Annotated in this window: 29 protein-coding genes and 2 pseudogenes; 23 read left to right on the top strand and 8 right to left on the bottom strand. The window is 32.4% G+C overall.

Annotated elements, in window-relative coordinates; genetic code table 11:
• The 7 genes from ACAM25_RS04795 (at position 1) to ACAM25_RS04765 (ending at position 6,263) form a co-directional block, all read left to right on the top strand.
• Positions 1–1,077 (top strand): MFS transporter, encoded by a 1,077-nt coding sequence (locus ACAM25_RS04795; protein ID WP_369611199.1) that lies wholly within the window; start codon positions 1–3, stop codon positions 1,075–1,077.
• Positions 1,078–1,336: 259 nt separating this feature from the next.
• Positions 1,337–1,516: a nucleotidyltransferase domain-containing protein gene (locus ACAM25_RS04790; protein WP_369611198.1), complete on the top strand. Its 180-nt coding sequence runs from the start codon at positions 1,337–1,339 to the stop codon at positions 1,514–1,516.
• 137 nt (positions 1,517–1,653) lie between these two features.
• Complete coding sequence (locus tag ACAM25_RS04785) at positions 1,654–3,561, top strand: GH116 family glycosyl hydrolase (protein ID WP_369611197.1); 1,908 nt, start codon at positions 1,654–1,656, stop codon at positions 3,559–3,561.
• A 604-nt stretch (positions 3,562–4,165) separates the two neighbouring features.
• Positions 4,166–4,429 (top strand): hypothetical protein, encoded by a 264-nt coding sequence (locus ACAM25_RS04780; RefSeq protein WP_369611196.1) that lies wholly within the window; start codon positions 4,166–4,168, stop codon positions 4,427–4,429.
• A gap of 31 nt (positions 4,430–4,460) precedes the next feature.
• Positions 4,461–4,928, top strand: coding sequence for a hypothetical protein (locus tag ACAM25_RS04775; RefSeq protein ID WP_369611195.1), 468 nt, complete (start codon positions 4,461–4,463; stop codon positions 4,926–4,928).
• A gap of 115 nt (positions 4,929–5,043) precedes the next feature.
• Positions 5,044–5,949 carry a C2H2 type zinc finger domain-containing protein gene (locus ACAM25_RS04770; RefSeq protein ID WP_369611194.1) on the top strand — a complete coding sequence of 302 codons (906 nt, stop codon included), beginning with the start codon at positions 5,044–5,046 and terminating at the stop codon, positions 5,947–5,949.
• Positions 5,946–6,263: a TA0938 family protein gene (locus tag ACAM25_RS04765; protein WP_369611193.1), complete on the top strand. Its 318-nt coding sequence runs from the start codon at positions 5,946–5,948 to the stop codon at positions 6,261–6,263. The genes ACAM25_RS04770 and ACAM25_RS04765 overlap by 4 nt, the downstream gene beginning before the upstream one ends.
• Here the strand turns inward: ACAM25_RS04765 and ACAM25_RS04760 are convergent.
• The 5 genes and pseudogenes from ACAM25_RS04760 to ACAM25_RS04740 all read right to left on the bottom strand — a co-directional run bounded on the left by ACAM25_RS04760 (position 6,250) and on the right by ACAM25_RS04740 (position 11,136).
• Positions 6,250–8,307 carry a xanthine dehydrogenase family protein molybdopterin-binding subunit gene (locus ACAM25_RS04760; RefSeq protein WP_369611192.1) on the bottom strand — a complete coding sequence of 686 codons (2,058 nt, stop codon included), beginning with the start codon at positions 8,305–8,307 and terminating at the stop codon, positions 6,250–6,252. The two genes, ACAM25_RS04765 and ACAM25_RS04760, sit on opposite strands and share 14 nt — an antisense overlap.
• Positions 8,308–8,736: 429 nt before the next feature.
• Complete coding sequence (locus ACAM25_RS04755) at positions 8,737–9,018, bottom strand: twin-arginine translocase TatA/TatE family subunit (RefSeq protein ID WP_369611191.1); 282 nt, start codon at positions 9,016–9,018, stop codon at positions 8,737–8,739.
• A 225-nt stretch (positions 9,019–9,243) separates the two neighbouring features.
• Positions 9,244–9,867: a zinc ribbon domain-containing protein gene (locus ACAM25_RS04750; RefSeq protein ID WP_369611190.1), complete on the bottom strand. Its 624-nt coding sequence runs from the start codon at positions 9,865–9,867 to the stop codon at positions 9,244–9,246.
• Between the two features lie 89 nt (positions 9,868–9,956).
• Positions 9,957–10,363: pseudogene (locus tag ACAM25_RS04745) on the bottom strand (hypothetical protein).
• 137 nt (positions 10,364–10,500) lie between these two features.
• Positions 10,501–11,136, bottom strand: coding sequence for a hypothetical protein (locus tag ACAM25_RS04740; protein ID WP_369611189.1), 636 nt, complete (start codon positions 11,134–11,136; stop codon positions 10,501–10,503).
• A 165-nt stretch (positions 11,137–11,301) separates the two neighbouring features.
• Between ACAM25_RS04740 and ACAM25_RS04735 the strand changes: the two genes are divergently transcribed.
• The 5 genes and pseudogenes from ACAM25_RS04735 to ACAM25_RS04715 all read left to right on the top strand — a co-directional run bounded on the left by ACAM25_RS04735 (position 11,302) and on the right by ACAM25_RS04715 (position 14,021).
• The gene (locus ACAM25_RS04735; RefSeq protein ID WP_369611188.1) at positions 11,302–11,493 is read left to right on the top strand and encodes a hypothetical protein; all 192 of its coding nucleotides are present in this window, start codon (positions 11,302–11,304) and stop codon (positions 11,491–11,493) included.
• Positions 11,494–11,583: 90 nt separating this feature from the next.
• Positions 11,584–11,706 (top strand): HEPN domain-containing protein, encoded by a 123-nt coding sequence (locus tag ACAM25_RS04730; protein WP_369611187.1) that lies wholly within the window; start codon positions 11,584–11,586, stop codon positions 11,704–11,706.
• Between the two features lie 82 nt (positions 11,707–11,788).
• Entirely contained in the window at positions 11,789–12,001 is a 213-nt protein-coding gene (locus ACAM25_RS04725) for a HEPN domain-containing protein (RefSeq protein ID WP_369611603.1), read from the top strand.
• A 55-nt stretch (positions 12,002–12,056) separates the two neighbouring features.
• A pseudogene (locus ACAM25_RS04720) lies at positions 12,057–12,332 on the top strand (nucleotidyltransferase domain-containing protein); the annotation flags it as partial.
• A 135-nt stretch (positions 12,333–12,467) separates the two neighbouring features.
• On the top strand, positions 12,468–14,021 hold the full coding sequence (locus ACAM25_RS04715) for an aldehyde dehydrogenase family protein (RefSeq protein WP_369611186.1): 1,554 nt from the start codon (positions 12,468–12,470) through the stop codon (positions 14,019–14,021).
• Positions 14,022–14,081: 60 nt separating this feature from the next.
• Here ACAM25_RS04715 and msrA read toward each other — a convergent pair whose 3' ends face one another.
• Positions 14,082–14,636 (bottom strand): peptide-methionine (S)-S-oxide reductase MsrA, encoded by a 555-nt coding sequence (gene msrA / locus ACAM25_RS04710; RefSeq protein ID WP_369611185.1) that lies wholly within the window; start codon positions 14,634–14,636, stop codon positions 14,082–14,084.
• Between the two features lie 207 nt (positions 14,637–14,843).
• Between msrA and ACAM25_RS04705 the strand changes: the two genes are divergently transcribed.
• On the top strand, positions 14,844–16,280 hold the full coding sequence (locus ACAM25_RS04705; RefSeq protein ID WP_369611184.1) for an MFS transporter: 1,437 nt from the start codon (positions 14,844–14,846) through the stop codon (positions 16,278–16,280).
• A 28-nt stretch (positions 16,281–16,308) separates the two neighbouring features.
• Here the strand turns inward: ACAM25_RS04705 and ACAM25_RS04700 are convergent, their stop codons facing one another.
• Positions 16,309–17,271 carry an alkaline phosphatase family protein gene (locus tag ACAM25_RS04700; RefSeq protein WP_369611183.1) on the bottom strand — a complete coding sequence of 321 codons (963 nt, stop codon included), beginning with the start codon at positions 17,269–17,271 and terminating at the stop codon, positions 16,309–16,311.
• A gap of 136 nt (positions 17,272–17,407) precedes the next feature.
• On the opposite strand from ACAM25_RS04700, the gene ACAM25_RS04695 reads away from it, so the two are divergent.
• The 4 genes from ACAM25_RS04695 to ACAM25_RS04680 all read left to right on the top strand — a co-directional run bounded on the left by ACAM25_RS04695 (position 17,408) and on the right by ACAM25_RS04680 (position 20,185).
• Positions 17,408–18,202, top strand: coding sequence for an MFS transporter (locus ACAM25_RS04695; RefSeq protein ID WP_369611182.1), 795 nt, complete (start codon positions 17,408–17,410; stop codon positions 18,200–18,202).
• Positions 18,157–18,720, top strand: a complete 564-nt coding sequence (locus ACAM25_RS04690) for an MFS transporter (RefSeq protein ID WP_369611181.1) — start codon at positions 18,157–18,159, stop codon at positions 18,718–18,720. The genes ACAM25_RS04695 and ACAM25_RS04690 overlap by 46 nt, the downstream gene beginning before the upstream one ends.
• A gap of 664 nt (positions 18,721–19,384) precedes the next feature.
• Positions 19,385–19,807 carry a nucleotidyltransferase domain-containing protein gene (locus tag ACAM25_RS04685; RefSeq protein WP_369611180.1) on the top strand — a complete coding sequence of 141 codons (423 nt, stop codon included), beginning with the start codon at positions 19,385–19,387 and terminating at the stop codon, positions 19,805–19,807.
• Between the two features lie 33 nt (positions 19,808–19,840).
• Positions 19,841–20,185, top strand: a complete 345-nt coding sequence (locus ACAM25_RS04680; protein WP_369611602.1) for a DUF86 domain-containing protein — start codon at positions 19,841–19,843, stop codon at positions 20,183–20,185.
• A gap of 166 nt (positions 20,186–20,351) precedes the next feature.
• Here the strand turns inward: ACAM25_RS04680 and ACAM25_RS04675 are convergent, their stop codons facing one another.
• Entirely contained in the window at positions 20,352–20,597 is a 246-nt protein-coding gene (locus ACAM25_RS04675; RefSeq protein ID WP_369611179.1) for an AbrB/MazE/SpoVT family DNA-binding domain-containing protein, read from the bottom strand.
• A 689-nt stretch (positions 20,598–21,286) separates the two neighbouring features.
• Between ACAM25_RS04675 and ACAM25_RS04670 the strand changes: the two genes are divergently transcribed.
• From ACAM25_RS04670 to ACAM25_RS04645, 6 genes are all read left to right on the top strand, one after another.
• Positions 21,287–21,478, top strand: a complete 192-nt coding sequence (locus ACAM25_RS04670; protein WP_369611178.1) for a hypothetical protein — start codon at positions 21,287–21,289, stop codon at positions 21,476–21,478.
• A gap of 237 nt (positions 21,479–21,715) precedes the next feature.
• On the top strand, positions 21,716–22,612 hold the full coding sequence (locus tag ACAM25_RS04665) for a hypothetical protein (RefSeq protein ID WP_369611177.1): 897 nt from the start codon (positions 21,716–21,718) through the stop codon (positions 22,610–22,612).
• Between the two features lie 184 nt (positions 22,613–22,796).
• A complete protein-coding gene (locus ACAM25_RS04660; RefSeq protein ID WP_369611176.1) occupies positions 22,797–23,321 on the top strand; it encodes a PaREP1 family protein in 525 nt (174 codons plus the stop codon).
• Between the two features lie 262 nt (positions 23,322–23,583).
• Entirely contained in the window at positions 23,584–23,853 is a 270-nt protein-coding gene (locus tag ACAM25_RS04655; protein WP_369611175.1) for a hypothetical protein, read from the top strand.
• 133 nt (positions 23,854–23,986) lie between these two features.
• Complete coding sequence (locus tag ACAM25_RS04650; RefSeq protein WP_369611174.1) at positions 23,987–25,045, top strand: AAA family ATPase; 1,059 nt, start codon at positions 23,987–23,989, stop codon at positions 25,043–25,045.
• Positions 25,046–25,371: 326 nt separating this feature from the next.
• Positions 25,372–26,451, top strand: coding sequence for a DNA methyltransferase (locus ACAM25_RS04645; protein ID WP_369611173.1), 1,080 nt, complete (start codon positions 25,372–25,374; stop codon positions 26,449–26,451).
• Positions 26,452–26,484 lie beyond the last annotated feature (33 nt).

Genomic DNA, 26,484 nt, shown 5'->3' with positions numbered 1-26,484 from the left:
GTGAACAGACAATTTATCTTATTTACAATCTTAGTGTTTTTTACTGGATTTTATTTAGGAATATTGAGGATTACAATACCAGAGTATGAGAAAGAGTTGAACTTGGGTTTAAGCTTAGCTTTACTTTTACCACTAGTTGCCTTTGGTTTCGTTAAGGGTACTTTTAATTTTCTTGCTGGTAAACTTTCAGATGATTTAGGGAGAAAGAAAGTACTCTTAATTGGATGGATTATAGCTTTATTGTCTTCTTTTCTAGTTTTTTATCTTAATGTTTTTGCAATCATAGTAGTTTCTATTTTACTTGGCATAAATCAAGCATTAACTTGGACTACTACAGTTACATCACAAATAGATATTAGTGGCAAAAGAAGAGCTGGTTTTGCTACTGGAATTAATGAAATGTCTGGTTATTTAGGAGTATCATTCGGTAGTTTTTTAGCCAGTATTATGTTCAATTTAAATTACATATTTATACTTTCAGTTTCAGTAATAGCATTACTAGGCTCAATGATTGCAATGGAAACTAAAAAACTAGTTAACTCAAACACTGATCCAAAGCTTAGATATTATCCTATAACGAAAATTAGTATTGCTGGATTACTGGAGAAATTTGTTGATTCAGCCTTTTTCATATTAATACCTTCTTACTTACTTCTTCAACACTATAGTTTATATTTAGTAGGTTTAACTGTGTCTTCTTATGCATTTTCATGGTCTCTTTCTCAGCCCTTATTTGGTTATATAGCAGATGCGTATAATAAGAGAAGATTAATTTTAGCCTTAGGGTTTGTTCTTATGTTTTTAGGGTTTATGAAATATTCAGCATTACCACTTGAATTTTCAATTATAGAAGGATTAGGAATGGGAATGATTTACCCAAACTTAATAGCTGCTGTTAATGATAGAGTTGATGAAAGTGTAAGGGGAAAGGCATTAGGGTATTACAGACTATATAGAGATAGTGGATATGGGGTAGCTGGATTAATATTACCATTAATCTATTCAATAGTGGGTTTCAATTACACTTTATTTATAATAGGTTTATTTCAATTAGTAGCCATGATTCTTATACTTTAACTTAATAAGAACTTATAAAGAGGAATTATCTTTGTTTTATCCCCTTTTACTTCTATTTCTTCTTCTAAGTCCAGCTCATTATGATTAAATCCTTAAGCCCTAGTAACCTCTTTCCCCTTAATTAGACCTTTAATTTTTCCTATTTTTAATTTTGTCTGATGCGTATGTTACTTGTATAAGCCTTGAATTTTTCTCGTCATAAAAATCGACCTCAAAGTCATTCTTGGCATAATAAAGACTCTTTCACGTTAGAGATTATGTGAAAGTTATAAAAGAAGCGTGTGTAAAGAAAGTAGATCTGCAATGTAAGGTTATTCTTTTTGGTTCAGTAGTGAGAGGGAATTTCAGAATAGATAGTGATGTTGATGTTTTAGTAATTACAAAATTTAATAACGAGTGGGAAAGGCAAAAGTTTCATCAATTTTATATGATGCTTTAGGGTTTTTATGCGTCTTTCGAAATTCACGTAGTTAGTAAAAAAGAGTATGAGAGCTGTTATAAGAGGTTTATTGATGTTTATGAAGAATTTTAACTCTTGATAGAAACATCTTTTTGTTTTTGTTCATCTAACTAATTATGGTTACTTATACTCACAAAGACAATATAGTTGCAGGAGTTCCACTAGGAGGAATTGGAACTGGAAAAATTGAGATTGATAATAAAGTCAGAGTAGTAAACGTCACAATAGCAAATAATTGGAATAACCCTATAAAAGAACTTCAAGGTTTTCATATTTACATAAATACTAATGATGAGGAGTTTTTTGCACAAAAAATCGTTTCCTTTTATCCTTCTGCAGATGAAGTTATCTATGAGGGAAAATATCCTTTTGTATACATAACAGTAAAAAGGAAAGACGTAGAAGTAAGAATTATCGCTTTCTCTTCAATCATTCCTAACAATCTAAAAGACTCTGCTTTGCCAGCAGTAGGTCTAAAAATTAAGGTAAACAAGGAGAGTTTAATAGGACTCTCGTTCCCTAACATAACTGGGACCTTTAATATTGGAAGAATAAATAAGAGAGTAAAAGAAGGGGTATTTCACACAAACTTAAAGGCAACTGATTACGATCCTAGAAAAGGAAACGTAACAATTATTTCCGATAACATAGAGAGTGTTGTTACTCAATTTTCTTTAGGAGAAGAGATTAGGGGATGGAAAGAGAAATTAGATTATCCACATGAGGTTACTGGAATGGCTGACTCACCAGCGAGTATAATATTTTCAAGAGGAGAATCACGTTTCGTAATAGCCTGGTATTTTACTGGTAAAAGCGTTTATTATCCTTATGGGCATTATTATGAGAATTTCTTTAAAGATTCATATGACGTTGCGAAATACTTTCTTGACAACTTTGATTATCTTGAAAGAGAGACAAAAAAGTGGCAAGATTCAATTTTATCTCATCAGTTCTCTGACGCCATTATAAACTCTGCCTATATTTTATCTTCAACAACTTGGCTAGATGAAAGAGGGAGATTTGGAATCCTCGAATCAGTAACTTGTCCTTGCGTCAGTACACTGGGTACTTGTTACGAATTTGGCTCTTTACCAATTCTTCTGTTATTCCCGTGTTTGGAAAAACAAACAATTTTACTTTTTGCCAAAAGTCAAAGAGATGATGGCTATATTCCTCATGATTTAGGCTTATTTTCTCTTGATGCTCCAAATGATGGCACATCTTCTCCACCGAAATGGAAAGACATAAACCCAACTTTTATCCTTTTAGTTTACAGATATTATAAGTTCACAAAGGATATAGAAACATTAAAACAAGTTTACCCCGCACTAATAAAGGCATTGAAGTGGGAATTTACCACGCTTAAAAACGGTTTGCCATATTTAGAAGGGAAATTTGATAGTGCATTTGATGCTACACCTATTAAAGGGCATGACAGTTATGTTTCCTCAGTTTATATAGCCTCTTTGCTAGCTATGAGAGAGATTGCAAGACTCATGAACGATAACGAAACGTTAAAGGAGGTAGAGGAAAAGCTTAAAGAAGGAAGAGAGAAGTTTGAGAAAATGTTTAATGGAAAATATTTCATAGCTTGGGAAGGAATGAATGCCATATTTACAGCACAAATTTTTGGTGAGTGGTGGGCTAGAATGCTTGATCTAGAACCCATAGTTGATAAGGAGAAAATTGTATCGGCGTTAAGTTATATAGTTAAGGTAAATGGCAATACTTCTCCCTATTGTGTACCTAACCTTGTTACCGAAAATGGAAAAGTTATTCCTTTATCTCCTCAAACATACTCTTCATGGCCTAGAATGACATTTGCTATTTGTTGGTTAGCATATAAGTATGGAATTAAGGACTCCCTTTCTTTATGTGAAAAAGAGTGGAATAATTTAGTTAAACAAGGACTTGTCTGGAATCAGCCTTCAAGAATATCTTCAATAAACGGTAAACCCGATCCATTTGTAGATTTTCTTGACCACTACATAGGTAGTCCAGCAATATGGAGTTTTCTATTTTAGTTCAATCTTTTTCTAATATTATTTTCATTTTTCCTCCAAACTCTTTTCTGCTTCTATCATCATCTTAACGTCATCCTTAACCATAAAATTCTCGTAGAAATTAGAATGCAACTTAAGACACACTTCTTATAATAAACCAAGTTCTTTTCCGGTTTTAGAAATTAATTTGCTCATAATCTCTTCAAGGTCTCTATGCCTATAATGTTCTAACTCATGCTTTTCTCAATAAGCTTTAACAATAAACGCACAAGCGCTCTAGGCTTTTCAGAAGCTTGAACGAGATCATCTTTATATTCATGGGCCTCATTCAAAAATTTTTCAGACGCTGAAATATAAAGTGATACTCTCTGAGAGGGATCTAAATCTTTTAGTAACTTGTCATAAAGTAAAAGGAGAGGATCTGTACCTCTTTTTCTGGCTTCTCTTTCTAAGACTACCGCTAATTCCTTCTTTATTTATAATATAATTAACCTCTTTTTATTTTTCTCTCAGATCTAACCTATATGTGTCTTACTGAGAATTTTTAACTTACTTAGTTTAAAACTTATTTTTCACATATTTCGTAAGATAAGACTTATTAGTTTCGATATCGAAAAAGATAATAATGATGGGTTTAATAAGGTTAGGAGGAGCAAGAATAATAGATGAATTAAAAACTGGAGCAAAGAAGATATCAGAGTTAAAAAGCTCTGTACCACTTTATGGTTCGGCTTTTGATTTTGTATTAAGTTATCTTATGCTTTATGGTTTAGTTAGAAGATATTATAAGGATGGAGAGGAATACTTGGAACTTACAGATATAGGGAAAAACTTAGCAGTTTATGGTCCTATGTATATAGGACTATATAGAAGAAGAAGATGGTGGTAAGTTTTTTGTCTCTTTTTTACTTTATTAACTCATGGAAAAGGAAAAAGTTTTAAGTTTACTTCAATCAGCAGATCAATTGTCTTTAGATGAAATTGAAAAATACTTGTCAAGTAATGATAAAGATATAAAGCATGAAGCTTGGAATTACGTTCTTAAAAAAGCAAAATACCTTCCTCATTCTTTCCTAGTATCTCTGTTAAAATTTCCAGATACTGGTACTAGATATAGAGCGTGGAATTCATTGCCAAGTTTCATTTCCGAAGGACTTATTTCAGTTGAAGAGACTAAGTCTTATAAAGAGTATTTTATAGAAATGTTAAGAGATTCAAACTTAACCGTAAGATTCTTATCATGGTATGTTACCTTGAAACAGATTCTTGTCCTAGGCATCGTAAATGAAGAGGATATAAAGAAAGAAAAGAAATATTTAATTGAACTTCTTCAAATTGATGAATATAAGGAACTTGTCAATGAACTCTTATCTGAATTAAAGATGTAAAAAACATAATTAATTATTTACATAAATCTTACTACATTTAGAGAGATAACAGAGAATATAGATAAAAGAATTTTTTGAAACTATGTTTATTAGCTAAAGATGAGAAATTAACATTATGCCAATATGCCCATCATGTGAAATTAAATTTGATTCTTGGTATTCACTAGCTGAACATATAGATGAAATGGCAAATAAAAAGAGTGACAAATCTCATGTTATGTGGTTAAATAGAAACTTAACTACGAGTAGGCTTGAGATTGATGAATTATCAAAGAAGTTAGAAGAATATTTTTCAATGCCAGAAGGATTAAGAATGTGGATAAGGAAGAAATTCATTGAGAAATTTTACGGAGAAAATCCACATCCATTTATTATAGCGATGCAAAAACCTACTAGAGGTGTTCTTTTAGGTTATGTTATTGAACATCAACACTTCTTAAAGAACTGGGTTAAGGTTCTCTCATCTATTATATTTAAAACAGACAAAGATGATGTTATGAGATTTGAATTAGAGAACATAGCAGTAGAATTTATCGGATATCAAGGTAGGCCATCCCATTATGAACTTTTATTACGCATGGGTGAGGCCCTAGGTATGAGTAGAGAAAAAATACTTTCTACCTCACCATTACCAGCTACTCAATCTTCAATTAGATTTTGGAGAAAAGTTGCTGAAACAAAACATTGGATAATTACAATGGCTTCAATGCATAGTTTAGAATTAGTAGCTGATCGTAGCTTGAAAAACTATGGAGCAAAATTACCTTATTTTAATCCAGAAATACTTTCCTCTTCAGAATATCCTAAAGAAGTTAAGGACTTCTTAAGGGAAGGGTATGAAGCTGATATCTCTCATGCGGGTGAAGCATTAAATTTAGTAGAAAAATATGGAAGAGGAATGGAGGAAGAGATACAAGTTACAGTATTAAAATCATTTGATGCTTTTTCTAATTATTTATTTGCTAGGCTAGAAAGAGGAATGGAAATAGAACCAGAATTAATTAAGGTGGTGATGAAATGAAGATAATCGTAAATGGGAAAGAAGCTGGAAGTAAAGAGACAGGTTGTGCTTTATGTGGAGCTACATGGGGCGAGTATTATGAAGAAATAGAAGGGCAAAGGCTCTTTTTCTGCTGTGATTTTTGTGCTTTAGAATTCAAAAATATGATAAATGAAGTAAAGAAAAGAACATGTTGGGAAAGAATTGATGAACTTACAATTAACGGAAATTATTACACTGGAAGAACTTGTATTGCCAAACATAATGAAAAAGAATATAAATTTTACGTCAAATTTAACGAAGAAGGAGAAATAGGTACTTTTAAGGAACTATAAGCGAAGGATTTACCGGAGTAATGTTAAACTTCTTTTTTACTGCTTTTTCAACTGCAATAAATACGGCTGGTAAGGCACCAGTAGTACCAGCTTCTCCAACTCCTCTACTTCCAGAGAGAAGTTTAGATCGAAATTCTACGTATTCAGTGTTTACTCTCCTTGGTGCTTCTATAGCTGTGAGCAAACCACAATCAGCTATAGAGGAACATAAAGGATTTCCCCTTTCATCATATTGCATAGATTCCATCATGACTTGTGAGGCACCTTGTAGAACTCCTCCAACTATTTGCCCTTCAATTTCTTCTCTACTTAAAACTTTTCCTACATCATCTATAGCATAGTAATCAATCACTCTAATTTGCCCTGTTTCTTTATCTACATCAACTACAGCTACATGTGCACCAGGAGCAAAGATATCATCTGTAGTATAGAAGACTTCAGCTTCAGCTCCTTCATACTTCTTTAAGTCTTCATCATTTAATTTATCTTTTCCAAGTTTTTTGAGTAGCTCTTGTGCTGCAGCAATTAAGGCAGAACTACCTACTGTACCTCCTCTTGAACCAAAACTACCCACTCCTTCCTTTAAATCAGTAGTACCAGTTATTATTTCTATTTTGTCTTCACTTACTCCTAGAATGTCTGCTGCTATCCACTTAAAAGATGAACCATAAGCTTGTCCATGTGCTCCTAATCCTAGATAGAAGTATATTTTACCATCTTTTATTACTACTCTGGCCCCTTCACCAGGTGAAGTTCTTACTAATTCAGTAAATGTAACTATTGAGACTCCCTTATCCTTATAAGTTTCTTTTGTTTTTCTATAATATTTTTCAGCTATATCTAGAACCTCATGATAACCAGCAGGGTCATATTTTAAACCTAAAGGAGTAACATAACCGGAATCGTCTACTAAATTCTTCTTCCTTATTTCAACTGGGTCCATTCCTAACTCATCTGCTAAGTCTTCGATTAGAGTTTCATGAATTAACGCAGCCTCGGGTCTTCCTGCTCCCCTATAGAATCCCATTGGCGGAGTATTCGTGTAAACTGATATTGCTCTTATTGAGACAAATTTCATTTTATAGGGGCCATTAGTTAATCTAGCCACGAAGAACGGTGTAAAGTAGTTTATACCATACATATAAGCACCCATGTTAGATATTATAGTTCCTTCGATTCCTAGAATTTCTCCTTCTTTTGTGGCATAAAGCTTCATGTCAGAAACTTCTCCTCTTCCTAAAGATTGGGCATTAACTAACATTTCACTTCTAGTCTCTATCCATTTTACTGGTCTTCCTAATTTTAATGAAGCAATAGCAGCTAATGCATATTCGGGGTAAGCTCCCGATTTATTTCCGAATCCTCCTCCAACATTTGGAGGTGCTTTAACTATAATTTTTTCGGGAGGAATTCCTAACATTTCTCTTAAACCATTTCTAACACCAAAAGCTGATTGAGTAGATACGTAAACATTTAACGTATCTCCCTCCCACCAACATAAGAAACCTTTTGATTCTAAAGGATTTGAAACTATTCTGGCTTGTTTAATCTTCCTTGAAACGATTACATCTGCTTTGTCCTTCAAAGAAAGATTTCCTCCTTCTAACGTTTGCTCCACGGCAATATTGCTTTTTAATCCATCATGTATCGGAGGAGAGTTTAAAGCTTCTTCTGGATCAACAACTGGATCCAACTCCTCATACTCTATGTTTACTTCTTCAGCTACATCTTCTGTTTTGTACCTATCTTCAACTACAAAAGCTAATATTGGTTGTCCTACAAAGTTAACTTTACCATCAGAAAGGATTGGCATTCTTGCGACCTGTGCGTTTTTTGCTAACTCACCAAAAATTTGCACTGGAACGTAGTGTTTCACATCTTCCCAACTTAATGAAAGTAAAGAGTGTTCCGGCTTTGACACACTTTTTATTCTTCCTCTAGCTATGGTTGATCTTACTACATGTAAGTATACTACATTCTTAGGAGTAATATCATCTATATAAGTGGATTTACCAAGTATTATAGGTAAATGCTCTTCGATCATAAAAGTTAGTTAGAAAACTAATTAATAAGTTTAAGCAAAGAAGAAAACGAAACGAGTATCATAATTTTTGATTTACGTTTTCAGAAGGTTTATAAAGGGAAATTTATTTCGTTAGTGCTTAGATCTTAGTTAGAATCTAACGGAAATTACATCAAATCTATTTATGTTTTTAAATGCAAGAGATAATGAGGCCAATGGAAACTAGAAAATAAATCTAAGAAGAACTTCAAAGGAATCGATATAAAAGGTTACTATACCATATTTTCTTAATATAAATTCAGTGGCAGATGTTTAATATATAATATTCGATACAGACAATTGAACTTTAAAGCCAAGAATGATATTATATGATGAAAATTGCAGGGAAAGTCTTTTAATTAGCTAGCTATACTTATAAGATCGTAAAAAAGTTTTTTAAAGTGCAAAAAATTATTGTTTTTGTTGTTGAGTTTGTTTCTTTAGTTCATCTATTTGTTTTTGAAGCTCTTCTATCTTTTTTATCAATTCAACTTCCTTGTTAGATTGCTGATTTAATTGCTGTTGCATTTGCATGAGTTCCATTTCAGCCTCCAACTGTCCTTTCTTAAATTCACCAGTAGCTCTGCCTAAAGATCTAAATATCTCAGGCAACTTAGAGGCTCCGAAAAATAATATAAGAATAACTACTACTAATATAGCTGTATCAGTTATAGTGAAAGCCATGATTCTCATGTCTACTCTTAGATTACTTGCATATATGCTTATGTTATCAATTTTCCTATTGATAAGCTATTTTATATGAAATATAAATAAAAAACTGTATTAATATAATTTTTTTCTAGAGCATTAACCATTGTAAGTGTCTAATTTGCACTTTCTAATAAGATATTATATAAAATAAAGGTAATAGGTTTTAATTTTTTATACATTACTACAACCAAGATATCAAATAGAGCTTTAGTCAAAAAAATATAAATTTGAAATAATCTCTTCTACTTGTTGTAACGATGCAGAGGTGCCTATTATTCTTATTTGAACAACCTCATTTCCTTTAATTGCCGTAACTGAAGTGTGTGGATGTGGAAATGATGAGGCGTAATATATTAACGTATAACCGTTATAACTTGTCACATTAAATGAAAAACCGTTATTGCCCCATTGAATGCCACCGAAGAAACCAAAATCATGATGAAATAGCGTTACATTTGAGGTATAAGTAATAACTTGAATTATCATTGTAACGCTTGTGTTGTTGACTTTTCCTATTAATACTTCATGATCTATAGACTTAACTTGATGAGGATAAGGAATAGTCACATTAGTTCCGTTAGCATATTCTATTGTCACGTAATTTATTGGGTATTTAGCAAAATAAGTTTCATTTGTGACTACTGTCCATGAACCGCCGAAGACTGACTGAGCTGTTGAAGCTGAAACCACTACTGGAGAAGGATTGATTAATGCTAAAATTACTGGGACTGAAGCTATAATAGCAACAGCTATTACTATACCTATAATTATTGGAAGCCATTTTCTATGCTTAGATGGTGGAGGATTAGGTGGCGGTGGATTGTAACTCATATGTTACGCTTCGAGAGCCAAATATTTAAGCCTTTTCATATGTTGAAAACAAGTGTTTTGAATTTCAATCAAGAGTCACCTTAACAAGATTATCTTTTCAATTTTACTTTCACTTTTTTACCTAATATTATAAGAAGAATCATACCTATTACATCATCTACTGGAATAACAAAGTATACTGGATAAAACCAAGCCCATGAATAAGGAATATGAAGATCGAGAATCCAATAAACAATATCCTCCATCGTAGAACCATATATAAGATACCATATAGTATCTAGAGATAATAACTTACCCGAAGCTAAATATGAAGGAAATCCGAAAAGTAAAACGTAAAGAATGCGGTAAAAATAAAGAGAAACTTCTGGAGTAAAAATTTCTTTCATCCATACTGGTGAATTAGGAGTTTGAGAAGGGTCCCAAACCATTCCTAATTCAAGAATGGCATAAAAATTGAAAATACAGTCATTATAATTATGCCTCTTCTATTAATCATAGCTAAACCTAAAATGGCGTAAAATAAAATTTTTATGCAAGATAAAAACATACAAAAAGGATTATAAGACATTACCCCTTTTTAGGTTTATAACTCATACTATCAAGTTCAATAAGTGTTTATGCATGTAAAAAGTCTTAAAAAATAGCCCGAAATAACTTATAACCCAGAGAATTCGGATCCACAACCGTCTTGTCTCTATTTATGAAATATAACATGTATCCTTGAAGGAACGTAATTTCTCCCATAATTCTACCTTTCTTTAGGTACACGATAATGGGTATTGCAAAGACAAACACTGTAGTATTTATCAAGTTAATAATTTTCTTTTCATGAAAAGGATCCATGGTTCTAGCTAGCTTTAAGTATGCCAGCATTGAATATAATTTAGTTACAAAGTCAAGATAAATCGTGTAATATGAAATTATAAATATGCCAGAATAATCCTTAAATGCTTCTCTCTCAAACTCCTCTTGGTTTTTCCTTAATGCATCTATCAACTTTCTCAGTTTGTTTTCTATAATTTCCTCGTATTCTTCAATGTCGGTGTTTTGTTTCACAATAGAATTGTAAAGCTCAATCTCTTCCTCTATTTTCTTATAAATGATGTTTACCACACTCTCATTAGAGGGATTAGTTAAAGCTGTGAGTAAAAAGTACCCTATTTCAACGATATCTTCAGCATACACCTCGATTTGAAAATCATAGTAAGCTTTCTCTTTTTTCCTATCTATGTAATCTGAAAATGACCATAATAATTCTGTTATTGTCATTGCTTATATTTTAGTAATCAAAAATAAAAGAATTAGTGAGTAAAAGCAAGAACATCGTTTTGTCACTTAAAAGCTCTTATAGTACTCACTTAAATTAATCTCTTCTAACATGATTAGGTTATATCTGTGGAAGAAACTTTTATACTCCTAATAGTAAGTATACTTATGCTTGAAGATAATACAAAAGAGGAATCAATAGATAAGAAATTACAAACTGAAAAAAGTAATAGAACCAGCTTAAATAATTCTATCTCTTTTCATAGGTTAGGTGGATCTTTATCTCATCTAATAACTGACATGGGTAATATTAAGCCAGAAGATATTGATAAGATAATATATGGCAAAGAACAAGATTAGCTATAACTTAGTATCTCTGCAAACTTTAACCCTATCTACTGTTTCTTGGAGAAGCTTGTAATTTTATATTAACTTTGTTTAAATAGACATGTGAGTGGATTAAAAGTACAAAGGCTGAAAAGAAGAGCTTTACAATTTCTCAGTGACGCAAAGAAAGACTTGAATGATGGATCTTTCGATTTAGCAATGTTTCACGTTGAAGAAGCAATATAGCTTTATCTAAAAGCAGTACTTTTCGAACTATTTGCTAGCGTATTTAAAAACTCAGAGGTGAAAACACTTCTATCATATTTAGCTGAAAGAGAATGGTTATTCTGACTTAGCAGATGAAGTACAAGAACTAGCTAGAGAATACAGAAGCGAACTTTCAGATTTAGAAGATGCTTATATTGAAAGCAGATACGGAGAAATGGAATATGATGAATCTCAAGCGGAAAATGCTATTTCAATTGCTGAAAAAATTATAAATAAATTAGAGGAGATAAGTAAACGTGTAAAGCTGGGTTAAATACAAATTTGAACACTTAAGGAGATGGAGAGAATATGCAGAGACTGTAGCTAAAGCTACAAAAGAAATTAACAAGGAAGCAAAGGTTTATGTATTTGGCGGAGTTGCTGAAGATAGAGTAACAGTGCTTAGCGACATAGATATACTGATTATTTTCCCTTTTCCCTTAAGTGATAAAGATAGAAGGGAATTAAAAAAGAAAATTTTGATTTTAGCTGAAGACAAATATGGCTTACCTTTTGGTGCACCAGTTGAGCTTCACGTTGTTGATGAAGAAAGGGCTAAAGAATATTTTAAACATGCAAAAAAGTTAATTGAAATTGAGGCATAAGATTACATTGTCTCATCTTTACTAGAAAATCTCCTTCCCTCCTTTTCTATCTAGTCTTTATAAGAACTATATATTATGTAAAGTTTGATATATGTATACATGAAAATATTTATACTTCGAATACTATATAATTTCATGGTATTTGTTAACGAGAAAACTTATCAGACCTACTTAGAAGAAGGTAGAGAAGAGGAATTTCACAAGGAGTATGAAAAAGCTTTAGAAAAAGTAAATTTAGGGAATGAATATCCAATCCTTGTAGGAAAAGATGAGGTTAAACTTTCTGATAAATTAATTGTTAAAACACCAATAGATACTAGCAAAGTTTTAGGAATATTTCAGAGAGATGATGGAAGTAACTTACTTAATGCAATAAATGTAGCAAAAGAAGGATTCAAATATTGGAAAGATAGTGATTGGAGAGATAGGGTTGAACTAGCTTATAAAGCTGTTAAAGAAATGAGAAGAATGAAATTTGAGTTAGCTGTAATAATAACATATGAAAATGGAAAGAATCGTTATGAAGCTATGGCAGAGGTTGATGAAGCTATTGACTATTTTAATTATTACGCTAAACTCCTTGAAGATAATCGAGGATTTATAAGAGAAATGGAAAGTAGAATAGTTAAAGGAGAAAAAGCTTATTCCGTTATGAGACCTTACGGAACTTGGTTAATAATATCCCCCTTTAATTTCCCTTTAGCAATTACTACAACAATGACTTTAGGTGCTTTATTAACTGGTAACACAGTAGTTGTAAAACCTTCATCTGATACTCCACTCTCAGCATTTATGTTAGTATCAATTTTGAGGAAGGTTGGTTTTCCGAAAGAGGTAGTAAATTACGTAACAATTCCGGGAGAATTGGTAGATAAATACTTGGATTATGTAGATGGTTTCGCTTTTACTGGGTCAAGAGAGGTAGGTCATAAACTTTTAAAGAGTTTCATAAATAAAAAGCCTAGACCAGCTGTATTAGAACTTGGAGGGAAAAACGCAACTATTATAACTGCTAAGGCTGACTTAAACAAGGCTGTAGAAGGAACATTTAGAGGAGCTTTTGGATTTGGAGGACAAAAATGCAGTGCCACTTCAAGGGTTTTCATTGAGAAAGCTGTTTATAATGAATTCCTTGCTAAACTTAAAGACAAGATAGAAAAGACTGTTATAGGAGACCCTAGAAAGAGAGAAACTTTCCTAGGACCTTTAATCAATAAGAATGCTGTTGAGAAATATAAAAAATATATCAAGCAAGCAATAGATGAAGGAGGAAAAATATTAGTTGGTGGAAATGTAATTGAAGAGGAAAAGACTTACTTAGTTCAGCCTACAGTTATTGTTGATTTACCATATTCTAGTAGTTTATGGAAAACTGAGTTATTTGTGCCAATTCTTTTAGCAAAAGAAGTAGAAAACCTTCAAGAAGCTATTAAATTAGCTAATGATGTAGATTACGGTTTAACAGCTGGAATATTTTCCGAAGACGAGAAGGAAATAGAATACTTCTTCAACAATATTGAAGCTGGAGTTGTTTATGCTAATAGAATCTCTGGATCTACTACTGGTGGTATGCCCGGAGTACAACCATTCGGAGGATGGAAAGATTCTGGTTGGACTGGTAAAAATGCTGGTGGACCATATTACTTATTATCATTTATGAGGGAACAAGCTAGGACTACATACAAATAATGTTTGGAACTATAGTTGTTTTGTAAAAAACTCCCTAGAAGTTATGCCATTAACTCTTATTTACATCAATCTAAGTGATCTACCTTTATATTCATCTTTTACTTTTTCTGGAAAATACTTGAACAACTTTTCAACTTTAGGATCAATAACGTACTTGCAATATGGATAACTTCTGCGTTTATCGTAAAAATCATGATGATAATCTTCTGCCTCATAAAACGCTTCAAAAGGTTTTAACTCTGTAACAACTTTCTTGCCTAACTTTTTCTCAACTTCCTTAATCATTTCCTCAGCTATTTTCTTTTGCTCTTCATTATGATAAAGTATTATAGATCTATATTGAGTTCCTACATCGTTACCTTGTCTATTTAATGTTGTAGGATCATGAATAGCAAAAAAGATCTCTAATATCTCCTTGTAAGATATAATGTTAGGATCAAAAACAATTTGAACTACCTCAGCGTGCCCAGTTTCTCCAGTGCATACATCCTCATATGTAGGGTTAGGCATTGTTCCTCCTGAATATCCGGGTTTAACACTAATAACTCCTTTCACCCTCTTAAATACTGCTTCAGTACACCAAAAACATCCTCCACCTAATGTAGCAATTTCCATAATTCAAGATTGACAAGGTTGTATAAGAAATTTTATTAAAAATCTCTTAACGTTAAAAACTAGAAGAATAAAGCTAGTTAATCACGTTGTCCTTATAGTTTTTCATCTTCATAGTTTTTATATTGGAATATATATTCTGTATGCATATATAGTTCTATTAATTTTATGTCGATAATTCTTAAATACGAAAATTTTTAGAGAAAGTTGATGAACCTAAAAGACGTTTTCAAACCCCTAGATGAAGCAAACTTCAATATATACCATTTCAGAAGTTTGTTAATAACAACACTAGGAATGTTCACAATAAGCTACAACACTACATTTGTTTCCATAGAATTAAAGCAACTATCACATATTTTTCACGCAACTGGAATTCTATTTATATTATTAGGAACAGCATCCTTTTGGACTGCAATAGCTGGAGCATTACTCTTCGGCTTTATATCAAACTTTAAAGGTAGAAGAGCAGTTTATGGTTTTGAATGCTTATTTCTAGCAATAGGTTCTCTCTTAGGTGCTTTTACAACAAATGCTATTGAATTAATAATAACCCAAATGATATTCGGAATAGGAATTGGTGGAGATTTCGTACTCTCTCCAATAGTATTAGGAGAATTTTCTGAGGTTAGAGATAGAGGAAAGTTGCTAGCTTTTTCCGTTGGTGTAACTGGTCCTTTAGGAAGTATTGCTAGTGCTGGGACAATTTTATTATTAAATGCATTAAACGTACCTTCAAATATTAGCTGGAGAATAGTCTTAGCCTTAGGAGCAATAATTCCGGGATCAGTAGTTTATCTAAGGAGAAAAGTCCCAGAATCTCCTAGATATCTAGCAAGAATAAAGGGTGATGTAAAGGGACTTGAAAACGTTATTAAGACTGTGACTAAAAAAGACGTGACTATAAATGCTAACTTAATGGACAAAACTCCAGTACTATTTTACATGATAAAATATGCTTGGGCAATTTTTATTGCTGGCTTCTTATGGTTCTTAGATCACATGGTTAATCCGGGAGGGGTTTTCGAGTTAGCATTAGTAGCTTATCCTCTTGGAATTAAGAATTTAGCATTATTTAGCTTATTAATAACACTTTTAGCATCAATTCCAGGTGGAATTGTAAACTTACTGCTAATTGATAGATGGGGAAGAAAACCATTAGAGGCTATAGGCTTTATAGGAATGGGAGCTGCTTTAATCTTATTCTTCGTACTAAAAATAACAGTATTAAAATCACCAGTTGGCTTAGTTCCTTTAATCGCTGCTTTAATCTTGGCTGGCTATCACTTCTTCCACAATGTTGGACCAGCAAATGTAAGTGCGGCTGGAATATTTAATGTTGAATTAGTACCAACTAAAATAAGAGGAATTGCATCTGGAATAGTTGTGGCAATTGATAGAACTGGAGCTTTAGCAAACTCAGCAATATTTCCATTCTTAGTAAGTAATTTTGGTTTAGGTTTAGCTGTAGGTATTGGAGGTTTCTTAGGAGTTTTAGCTGCTATTATAACGTTATTCATAGTGCCAGAAACTAAAGGAAAATCCTTAGAAGAAGCAAGTAAAGAAGAAGAAGTGGCTAAACTAGCTGAAAGCTTAAGTAGCCAATCATCTAATCAAAAAGGTTCATCAGATGAAATAAATGAATAAAAACTGATTTTTTCCTTACTTCTTTTTCTCAGTATATAAACAATGGAATTTCCATCTCCTCTTTACTTAATCCACCATGAGAACCTAAATGCTTTGCCTCTTCTTCATCATTCCAATACATGTAAAGTTTGTTATCATTTGGAATTGCAACGTAATCTGGAATATTGTCTCCCCCCATAATTTCTCTCGCCTTCTCCTTGTTAAGAACAGTCAAATTATACTTCTTAGTCAAATATTCTGATGGGTCTTTCTTGCTAAGTAGCATTAAGTTCCTATGATCGCCGTAAGGTGGTAAGTCAACGTAATGTAGAATCTCCTTGTCTATTCTTACAACTCCTTCAACTGGAATATGACCGTGATCTGAAGTAATTATTACAGAATATTCTCCACTCAGCTTTTCAGCAAGCGTTCTTGTTAGTTCAAGAATTTGTTGTGCAGTATATAGTGTGTGGGATGAGTAAGGACCAAAATAATGACTAACAGCATCAACAAAAGGAAGATATAGAAAGACAAACCTAGGTCTTTTGTTTTTAATTATATCATTAGTTTGTGTTATCGCATCCCATGGAGAGAAATAAGGAATAACGTTTTTCGTTATACTTTTGAAAAGTCTCATAGAGGGTCTTAATGCTGGTGCTAATATTACATCTTCCTCAGTGAGAAACGGTTTTGCAAAACCTACATTTGCGTTTTCTTCTAAGAGATTAACAATTCTTCCATTCTCTTTATCTAAAACTCTCCAACCTAAAATTCCGTGAACACCGGGTGGAGTAGCTGTTAAAATTGTAGTTAGCACTGTAACAGTGATTGTAGGAAAGACTGAATTAATTTTTCTAACTTCTTTTAATCCCAATCTCCCTATTACGTTATAACCTAAGCCATCTACTAAGATAAAAAGTACTTTGTCCCTCTTTAACTCGCGTGAGCCTTTTCCTTCAATTGCGTTTTTAACTTCAACTGACAAGGAATAAATACTGTTTTCTAAGCTCATTATGATACTTCTCTCTAGCCCAATTAAAAGAATGAATTAGCAATAACTACATATAACTAAATAGTTTATTTTCTTTTATATAAATATAAATAAAGTATATTGAGTAAGTTTATAAATTATCAATCTTAGTAATCTCATGCAAGAGCCCTTTCACAATCCGTTGAAAGATTATGAAGAGAAGAAATTAAGCCTTTTTCACATTAAGACAACTTTAATAGCTGGTGCCGGACAAATAGTAGATGGTTACGATTTAACAGTAGCAGCCTTGATATTACCAGCTCTAGAATCATACTTTGGTTCCTCTCTTCTTCAATTATCTACAATGCTTTTTGCCTCAATAATTGCTGGAAACATTTTAGGAGCATTAATTTTTGGTTATTTAGCTAAGCACGGAAGAAAGAGGTTTTACGGAATTGATGCTATGTTAATGGTTTTTGGAGCATTATTTCAAGCATTTATAACTTCTCCATATCAGCTTGTAATTCTGAGATTCCTTTTAGGTTTAGGAATAGGGGCTGATTACGTTCTATCCCCACTTATAAATGCTGAGTATGCTAATAGAAAGGATAGAGGTAAGTTAATGGCTATTTCTGGCGGTTTTATGTGGAATTTAGGGGCATTACTCTCGGTTATAGCAACTTTATCCTTATCTTCAATCTTACCAACAGACATACTATGGAGAGTCGTACTTGCCTTAGGGAGCGTTCCAGCACTACTGGTAGTGTATTTCAGAAGAAAATATCCGGAAACACCTCATTACCTTCTTTTTGTAAAAGGGGATGTTGAAGAGTTAAAGAAAAAGTATGGACTTAACGTGAACAAAGTAAGTGTAGGAAAAGTCATGTGGAATGTAATCTTACCAACACTTTTATTAGCTGCACTTACGTGGTATTTCTTCGATATTTCCGCTTATTTTTCGGCCCAAACGTAATAGCTGAGAAATTAGGTATTAACGGAGTAATATTTGAACTCATCATCTTGACTATATTTGCCTTACCATGGAACTTTACAAGTGCTATGTTAGCTGATAAATTAGGTAGAAAAGCATTACAAGCAATTGGTTTCACTGGCATGGGATTATTTACACTAATCTTCGCCTTCCTTATAGGTAAAATAAGTCCTATCGTAACTCTTTCACTTTACGGCTTTAGTACAGTTTTCAGTCAAATAGGTCCGGGTACAATTGTAGGATTTTGGGGAGTAGAACTATTTCCTGCAACTGTAAGGGGATTAACTCAAGGCATAACAGTATTAGGAGGCAGAATGGGAGTTTTAACAACTACTTTTCTTTTCCCTATTATACTAAACGCCTATGGTATAGTACCAACAATGGTTATATTAGCTATAGTATCTTTCTTAGGAGCAATAACTACTATGTTTTTGCCAGAGCCAAAACAAAGGAGTTTAACTGAGTTTGAAAGATTAGGAGAGGAATTAGAAAGTAAATGATTCTTTTTGTTCTGTTAAAGTGATCTTCATTTGCACAGCTTATTAAAACTAAAGCCATATTCTTTTTCAGCAACCTTATCGAATTCTTTAAAACATAACTGCAACACGGAGAATATCAAATGGTTTTAGTGAGTATCTTAATTCTTTTTAATCAGAAGTTCTTTTTCATTAAGGGAAGATAATAACATATTATAATATCTTCTAAATTTTACACTGTCCTCCTATCTTTCACTATTTAGTCGAGATAAGAGGGTTTGTTGTAGATAATCTTTAACTGAAAGAGCATACAGAGTCTCTTAACTTTTACGAGAAAACTAGCATCCAAGAAACAATTCTAAACTTGCATAGCTTTCTCTTTTCATGTTTATTTCCTCTCCAACTCCTCAATCTAACACTATTATTTTTAACTCAAGGTATATTCTTCTTATAGTCCAGTCTTGTATCTTTAACATCGAAGATTTAGTAAAATATTTATGAAATGCAAGTTTAAGAGAATGTTCCAATGTCACTTAAGTTATTTCTATAACTGTTTGTTTACTTCTATGTCTAGTGCATTAATCATTTTTATTCAGTCTTCATATAGAGATCGTCATATCTATGTACACAATGGACACGCTCAATATGCTGAGAAAAGGATTATTTATTGCTAGTGTTATTATAGACTGTGGATATAACAGTCCTTGATAAACTTAAACAATTCCCTTGGAGTAATTACAATGTACTTTACGCTGTACTGTTTGGATCAATTGCAAAAAAAAGTAAAGGAAGAGATGTAGATATTGCTGTTGAACTTGAAGAATATGATGTTGATACTCACTTAAAATTACTTGCTGATTTACAAGACTTTCTTAACACAGAGCTTGTAGATTTAGTAATAATAACTGACGAAACAAGCTGTTATTTAATTCATGAGATATTCAATAATACAAGGCTAATTTATTTACGTGATGACAAAGCATGGTTTAAAATGAATAATAGGATAAATGAGTGTGAGGATTTTCTAATTGACGCCAAAAAATTAAATGAGATTGAAAACGCTGTTAAGGCGGTAATGAAAAGGTGGAAAGAGATTGACAGTATTAGATAAGCTTCTTGAGATGATAAAAGATTACTTGATGAAATTCAAAATCTTGATGAATGGATAACTTATTACGCTACACTTCATTTACTTCAAATACAAGCACAAGCTTTCATTGATCTGTCAAGAAGACTTCTTTCCAATATGGGTATAACTACTGATAGTTATAAGGAGAGTGTAAGAAAATTATTTGAACTTGGTTTAATTAATGAGGAGGAGTATAAGTTTCTGAATTCAGTGATCTCTTTCAGAAATATTGTAGTCCATGCTTATGCTGTAGTAGAAAGACGAGTAATAGAAAAAATAATGAAAGAAAGAAGTTATAGAAAAATATTAGAAATAGCTGAAAAACTTAGAGAAAAAGCCAAAGAGTATTGGGATCCATAAAGAAACTAAGGGGAAGTGCACGTGACAAAGAGTTGAAAAACGAATTCTCTTCATAAAACACATGGAGAAAGGAATGTTTAAAAAGGAAAAATTAAGAAATAATTGCACACTTGTAAAAACAAAACTGTTAGTCACGCTCAAATTCTAAGAAATAATAGACAAAACATTAACGTCGAAGTACCTTTTCATTTATACGCTCTTCCACAGCTTCATTGAATATTTCATCCACATCTTTCTCAACTTTCCCCTTAAATATACCGTAGAACCTGTCTACAGCATCATCAACTGGTTGAAGTAAAATACTTTCTTTGACAAGCTTAACCTTAAGCTTTCTTGCATTAACCTTTTCCCTAATCTCTTTCGGCAAAATAATCCTTCCCCTCTCATCTAATGTAACGATTTTCTCATTCATATATACCCATCTGCTTACCCACATATATAAGATTCACATATATAAATAGACAAGGTAAACAACTAGTTTAACTTAAGCGTGTACAACAATTTCTCTCAAAACGTAAGAACGTGTTAAACAAGACACTATACTTTGCTTACTGTGAGAAAGTTTATGTTTAGCTCTCCTAAGCACTTGTTCTATCACATTCCTTAACCCAAATGTGGCATGATCTTGTCTTGCACATAGTCTTGATATGCCATCGTGTAATCTTTAAGTAACGCCTTGATTTCAACATTTTTAACGCCATTTGATATGAGCATCACATAACCCAGTCTGAACGTTCTTAACAGACTACAAACAATACGTTTTAGTCTCATAAAAAACGAGAGCAAGTTGCCAACTTTCTCTGGCAGAGTACTCTTAATAATAGTATGTAGCCAAAGCCTTAACAATATCCCAAAACTTAGGAGAAAAACTTACTTGGGAGAACACTAATCATTTATGTTCCCAAGCGACATTTCTCTATTCATACATTGTCAATAGCTCAAAAATTCTTGGAATAATAAGAGAGTGTACTATCACGAGCAAATTTTACATCATGACATAAACTCAACAACATACGAAAAAAGTTATATTATTTAACTGATTAGTTAGACAGAGAGAAAGTATATAGAAATTAACGTGAGATAGTTACGAAAGGTGAAGTGATGATAGAGAAAATTATTAAATTAGAGCTCAAATCAACTTTCTCTCTCCCACTTCTTATTCTTTTAATCTTTTTTGCAATAATTTCTACCCTTGCTGGAATTTTTACTTCAACTATAATGCCACCATATTATAAACCCCCTAGATCTGCTATATTGTTTTTAGCCTCTGTATTCTCTTCCATTATGATATGATTCACATTATTCTCTCGAAGTGCATTAATAACAAAATCAGATTTAGACTTCCTTTTTCAAGTTCCTCTCGATGATAAGGAATTCTTTATTGCAATTGCAACTTCTGAGTCTATTATCATCTACTTTTATTTGCTATCCTTACTAGTATTTGTTTCCATATTCCTTCATATTGCTGGATTAATACTTGTATTCCTTTTTGTTCTTAATTTAACATTTTTAAGAAATTTGTTTTATTTAATGACTTTTTGGAAAAGACTAGTGATTTCCACGGCGTTAGTGTTGTGGTTTTTCTCAGCTTATTTCAATTTCCCATACTCACCGCTCTCTCACGGTATTTGCTTTTACTTTATCTTTACAATATTTTTAGGAATCTTCTCGTACAAGTCCTTTTCCTTAACGTCGGTAGTTGAAAAAACATTAGAACAGAGCGTCATAAAGGGAGGGAGAGTACAGAAAGTAATAGACTTCTCGTCTCCCTCTCCTTTTATTGCAATGTTAAAGAAAAACATCAACCTTATAGAGTTAGGTGGAAGAGCTAGTACATTTATGGGTGGGCAATATATGGTAGCTAGGGTTAAAGTATATTATGTAACTTTAGGAATGCTAGCCATGTCAGTATTATATTACCTTCTTCTTTTCACCTCAATCTTTTCCTTAATTTTCATTCTTACCGAATTTTTCTTAGTGTTTTCAATAGCTCAAGCATCATTTATAAATGAACCACTCTGGATTAATCTCTCTATAATGAGTCCTTTAGAATTTGTAAGGAGGTACTTTGCAAGTAAAATTTTCTCCCTTTATTTAGCCTTTTTACCTTTACCAATAGTAGCCTTAATTGCAAGGCATTATAATGAAGCATTTGCATTCTTAGAAATTCCTCCGAGTTTTGTGATAATGACTTCTCTTTTAGCTAGATTTTATCCAGTTCCTCAACAATATATGCAACAAGAGAGACTAACATTGACAAGGTTAGCATATTCTTATGCCATCATAGGGGTAGGGATATTAACCAGCTTCTTAGCTTATTTTTATCCACTTTATACCCTTTTAGGAATAGTCTTAACAAGTGTGTACTTTCTATATTCAGAGAACTACTGGAAGAAAGCTTTTGAAGAGATATTACGATCTACATGATTTCTAGCCTTATAATGAGTTTCAGCAAACTAAGGGTATGAATTACTCTCCTAAAGTTTAAATCTTAAGTTTCAGTTCTTCATGATCTGATTCGTTGCAAGGAACTTTAGTACGTTTCACGACTCATTGTTGAGCTAGAGCTTGAAATCACAAAACTTAATACTCTTGAAGTTAAACTATGGCTGTGGAAAGAAATCTAGATGATAGTTACATTTATGCCAGGTTAGTTGAGGCATTAGATGATTCATTATTAGCTATTGAGCTCTTTGAAAGAGGTTTTACAAGAAACTCAACTAGAAAAGTATTTACTGCTGTTAAAGCTTTACTTTCAGCATTAGTAGTAAAGTACGGTGATAAGCTAGTCCAATTAGCTAAGGATGAGAAAGAGAAAGAATGGGTAAAGAAAAGAGCACACACAGTACCTACACGCTCAATGAAGACTCTGGAGATGTACTTTGAAAAAGTCGTAATTACTGTAGACTTAATCGTAGAGTTAGCATTAGATTTACGTGGATATCAGCTTAATGGCTTTGACTGCGATTTCTCCAGATATAGGACAATAGAAGAAGTAAAGAATGACATGATTGAGGTTATTTCTGAAATCCCAGAATTAATAAATAAGTATTTCGAAATAAAAGATAGTATGATAATAGCTTTAGAAGAAAAGGTAAAAAGTGAGCTAAAGAAGTTTGAAGATCTAAGCAAATAAACAATTTAAAGTGTAAAATAAAACTTGTCAAAACTTCTTGTTGCTAAGAAAATTTTAACACACAACTAGTATTTAATTAACAAAGTGTCGTTTTAATATAAACTTGATCTATTCACTTCCTAACCTAAATAGCTTCAAAACTTTGCTAACTTTCTATACAATTTCTTAGGCTTTGTAAGTTTACGAATAGAAAAAGATTGACGACTTCTTTCAACCATCTCCCTAATATTAAAAATTTATTCTTACCGGAGTAATAATAATCATGAAATTCCATTTTGAATACTTAGGACCCATAAAGAATGCTGATATTGAATTAGGCGACTTAACCTTTATCTTAGGTTACCCGTCAACTGGAAAATCTTACATTTTAAAAGCAATCTATCACTCTCTTCTTCTTTTAGACAACAAATTCCAAGAAATAGTTAAAGAGAAAATTACTTCATCATTACAAACTGACATAGATAATCTAATAATTGCAATAAAAACAATGGAAATCTTAGCCCCTAATGTTTTATATTTACCAGAAACATGACAACAAACTATTTCTAAAGCTTTACCAAACCTTAAGCTCGAGAATGTCGAAAAAAAGCAACGAATCAATTACTTATGTTTATAGTCAATATGTAGACATACAAAATATCACCGAGAAAATCAAAAAAGCCATTATGGATTCGATAACTGAGGAGCTACGTAAATTAGCATACATAGATGACAATTACAAAGTTGAATTAAATGGCAATCCAATTTCATCACTGATAAAAATTAATGTTGAATTGACTGAAAAAGAGGTTGAAATTTATTCTTCACAAAACGTTAAAATAGTTGCTAAACTCAAAGAAAATAAATTATATTCATACTTCATGATTAAGATAAGAAAAATAGAAACGATTGAAGACGTCTTAAATAAAGAACTTTTAAACTTAGTAGCCAAAGACGAGAAATTACTAATGTCAATCTTAAATAGAATAGAGGTTAAACCGGCTTTAGCTAATTTCATTGACGTGAATAAAGTACTCAGTGACGTTTACCTAGTTTTTTCAACGCAAAGCGAGATAGCATCGGTTCTTTTTGTCCCTTATGGAAGACAAGTTCTGCAATCAGAACCTAACTATTTCCTTTACAAAGCGTTTAAGGAATACTATTACGAGGGAGTTAGAAATGCCTCAGATAAATACGTGACTAGCATAGTCAGATCATTAACGGAACTCGACGTAGGTTTAAACGAGAAAGAAGTCTATTTCAGACTTGATGGAGAAGTACTAAATGTTGCTCAAGTTTCAGCAATAGTTTCTGAAATATCAAGCTTACTCATGCCACTTCAAACCCTAAGCAAACCAGCATTAGTTTTAGTGGAAGAGCCAGAATCTCAATTACATCCCGCATATCAGGTAGCACTTGCACTAGTTCTCCTTAGTCTAACAGATGAGTATAAGTTTGTAATAACCACACATTCTGACATAATACCTTTAATAATAGGTGAAGTAATAAGGGCTAAACCGAGTAAAGAACAAATAGAAGAACTGCTAAGCTCTGTGGGAGTGAGTTTACCAGCTGATGTAATTGAGAAAGTTGAAGAAGTTATTAAAAATGCTAAAGTAAAGGTATACTATGTTAAAGATGGAAGTGTAAACGAAGCAGATGTTAATGAAATGTATAGGGCTATACCCGGAATAACTGAGGAAGTTATGAACAAAATATTAGAATGGGAGTTAAAACTACCGTGAGTGAACAATATATTACGTGTAAAGATGTCCGGATCATGTTATGTGACTCAAAGGAGATGGAGTGTTGTGCTAAGATAAGGAAAAGTGCATTTATAGCGAAAAAATAACTAAGCAGGCAGTAAGAGCTAATCCTTGTTTTATGTAGTTAAAGAGAGGTAGAATAATGACCAAAATGAAAAGTAGGTAAGATACAAATTGAGAAATAACCATAATTATTCTTTTAACCATGCTATTAAAAAATAACTAATAACTCCTCTCATAATGGTAATACCGGATTTGTATAGAGAAATAGTATTTAATTCTTTTATTTAAAGATAAATATGTTTATGCTTTTACGTTATTGGGAAAGAAAACCCGAATCATTAATTGAAAAATACATTGATTATACTTCTGACGTCGTTCTTGATCCCTTTGGTGGTTCTGGCTTAATAGTTCGTTATGTGGCAGAAAGAGGAAAAGAAGGCATTTATGTAGACATTAATCCTTATGCGTACCTTGTAGCATTTGTAAATACTCAACCTATTGATAAATCAGAATTCAAAGAGAAAGCCTATGAGGTTTTAGAAATAGCAAGAAAAATGAGGACTAGAAAGAGGGTCTTATCAAATGACTACCTTTATTACAAGGATGGAAAATCATTCTTAAAGAAAGAAAAAGTAGAGAGGGTAAGTGAACTATTCACCTTAGATAGTTTTAGAAAACTTTACACAATACTGAAGGCAATAGATAAAGTAGTTGATAGTGGAATACAATTCCCAACAGCAATAGCACTGTACGGAGCTTTTTGTGCGACATTATTCCCCTCTTCAAAGATGAAAAGAAAAAATGCTGGAAGCTGGGGAGTCCCATCATACTGGGTACCAGAAAAGCATGAAGAACAAGACCCTTACCAAGTTTTTGAAAGACAAATAGAAAACTTCTCTAGGAAATTCATAACAAAGCAACTTAATGTAAAACTATTCCTTGGCAATGCATTAACCTTCAAATATGGTAAATACAGATCAGCAACACTTTTCACAGACCCACCATTCTTTGACGAAATACAATACATGGAATTATCATTCTTTTACTGGGCTTGGCTAAAAGAAAGCAAATTCCCACTGCTTCTAAAAAAATACATAGGAAAAAGAGTAACCTTTAGTTTCTCAGAAGAAATAGTATACAATCCAGTAAGGAATGATAAGATTTCGTATGAGCAAAAACTTGAGTTATTTCTAAAGAAAACAAAAAAGATGAAAGAGAAAATATTAATTTTTCACGAAGAGAATGAAAAGGTTAGAAATAGAATTATAGAAAAGATTAATAACATATGGGGAAGAATTGAAATCGAAACTGAAGTAGTGCATAATCATAGAAAAATAGGAAAAAGAGGCGGAAATGAGTACATTATTGTTATATCCTCTTAACCTTTGATCTGAAAAATACTATTTAAATTACAT

Source organism: Sulfurisphaera javensis (assembly GCF_041154675.1).
In the GTDB taxonomy this organism is placed as follows: domain Archaea; phylum Thermoproteota; class Thermoprotei_A; order Sulfolobales; family Sulfolobaceae; genus Sulfurisphaera; species Sulfurisphaera javensis.
The sequence above is the reverse complement of the archived record's forward strand: the minus strand, read 5'-3'. Positions and strand labels throughout refer to the sequence as shown.

Bases quoted from the DNA above. Each gene is read 5' to 3' on its own strand.
- ACAM25_RS04785 (WP_369611197.1), top strand. From the start codon at position 1,654: ATGGTTACTTATACTCACAAAGACAATATAGTTGCAGGAGTTCCACTA.
- ACAM25_RS04780 (WP_369611196.1), top strand. From the start codon at position 4,166: ATGATGGGTTTAATAAGGTTAGGAGGAGCAAGAATAATAGATGAATTA.
- ACAM25_RS04775 (WP_369611195.1), top strand. From the start codon at position 4,461: ATGGAAAAGGAAAAAGTTTTAAGTTTACTTCAATCAGCAGATCAATTG.
- ACAM25_RS04770 (WP_369611194.1), top strand. From the start codon at position 5,044: ATGCCAATATGCCCATCATGTGAAATTAAATTTGATTCTTGGTATTCA.
- ACAM25_RS04765 (WP_369611193.1), top strand. From the start codon at position 5,946: ATGAAGATAATCGTAAATGGGAAAGAAGCTGGAAGTAAAGAGACAGGT.
- ACAM25_RS04760 (WP_369611192.1), bottom strand. From the start codon at position 8,307: ATGATCGAAGAGCATTTACCTATAATACTTGGTAAATCCACTTATATA.
- ACAM25_RS04755 (WP_369611191.1), bottom strand. From the start codon at position 9,018: ATGAGAATCATGGCTTTCACTATAACTGATACAGCTATATTAGTAGTA.
- ACAM25_RS04750 (WP_369611190.1), bottom strand. From the start codon at position 9,867: ATGAGTTACAATCCACCGCCACCTAATCCTCCACCATCTAAGCATAGA.
- ACAM25_RS04740 (WP_369611189.1), bottom strand. From the start codon at position 11,136: ATGACAATAACAGAATTATTATGGTCATTTTCAGATTACATAGATAGG.
- ACAM25_RS04735 (WP_369611188.1), top strand. From the start codon at position 11,302: ATGCTTGAAGATAATACAAAAGAGGAATCAATAGATAAGAAATTACAA.
- ACAM25_RS04715 (WP_369611186.1), top strand. From the start codon at position 12,468: ATGGTATTTGTTAACGAGAAAACTTATCAGACCTACTTAGAAGAAGGT.
- msrA (WP_369611185.1), bottom strand. From the start codon at position 14,636: ATGGAAATTGCTACATTAGGTGGAGGATGTTTTTGGTGTACTGAAGCA.
- ACAM25_RS04705 (WP_369611184.1), top strand. From the start codon at position 14,844: ATGAACCTAAAAGACGTTTTCAAACCCCTAGATGAAGCAAACTTCAAT.
- ACAM25_RS04700 (WP_369611183.1), bottom strand. From the start codon at position 17,271: ATGAGCTTAGAAAACAGTATTTATTCCTTGTCAGTTGAAGTTAAAAAC.
- ACAM25_RS04695 (WP_369611182.1), top strand. From the start codon at position 17,408: ATGCAAGAGCCCTTTCACAATCCGTTGAAAGATTATGAAGAGAAGAAA.
- ACAM25_RS04675 (WP_369611179.1), bottom strand. From the start codon at position 20,597: ATGAATGAGAAAATCGTTACATTAGATGAGAGGGGAAGGATTATTTTG.
- ACAM25_RS04670 (WP_369611178.1), top strand. From the start codon at position 21,287: ATGATAGAGAAAATTATTAAATTAGAGCTCAAATCAACTTTCTCTCTC.
- ACAM25_RS04665 (WP_369611177.1), top strand. From the start codon at position 21,716: ATGACTTTTTGGAAAAGACTAGTGATTTCCACGGCGTTAGTGTTGTGG.
- ACAM25_RS04655 (WP_369611175.1), top strand. From the start codon at position 23,584: ATGAAATTCCATTTTGAATACTTAGGACCCATAAAGAATGCTGATATT.
- ACAM25_RS04650 (WP_369611174.1), top strand. From the start codon at position 23,987: ATGGATTCGATAACTGAGGAGCTACGTAAATTAGCATACATAGATGAC.
- ACAM25_RS04645 (WP_369611173.1), top strand. From the start codon at position 25,372: ATGCTTTTACGTTATTGGGAAAGAAAACCCGAATCATTAATTGAAAAA.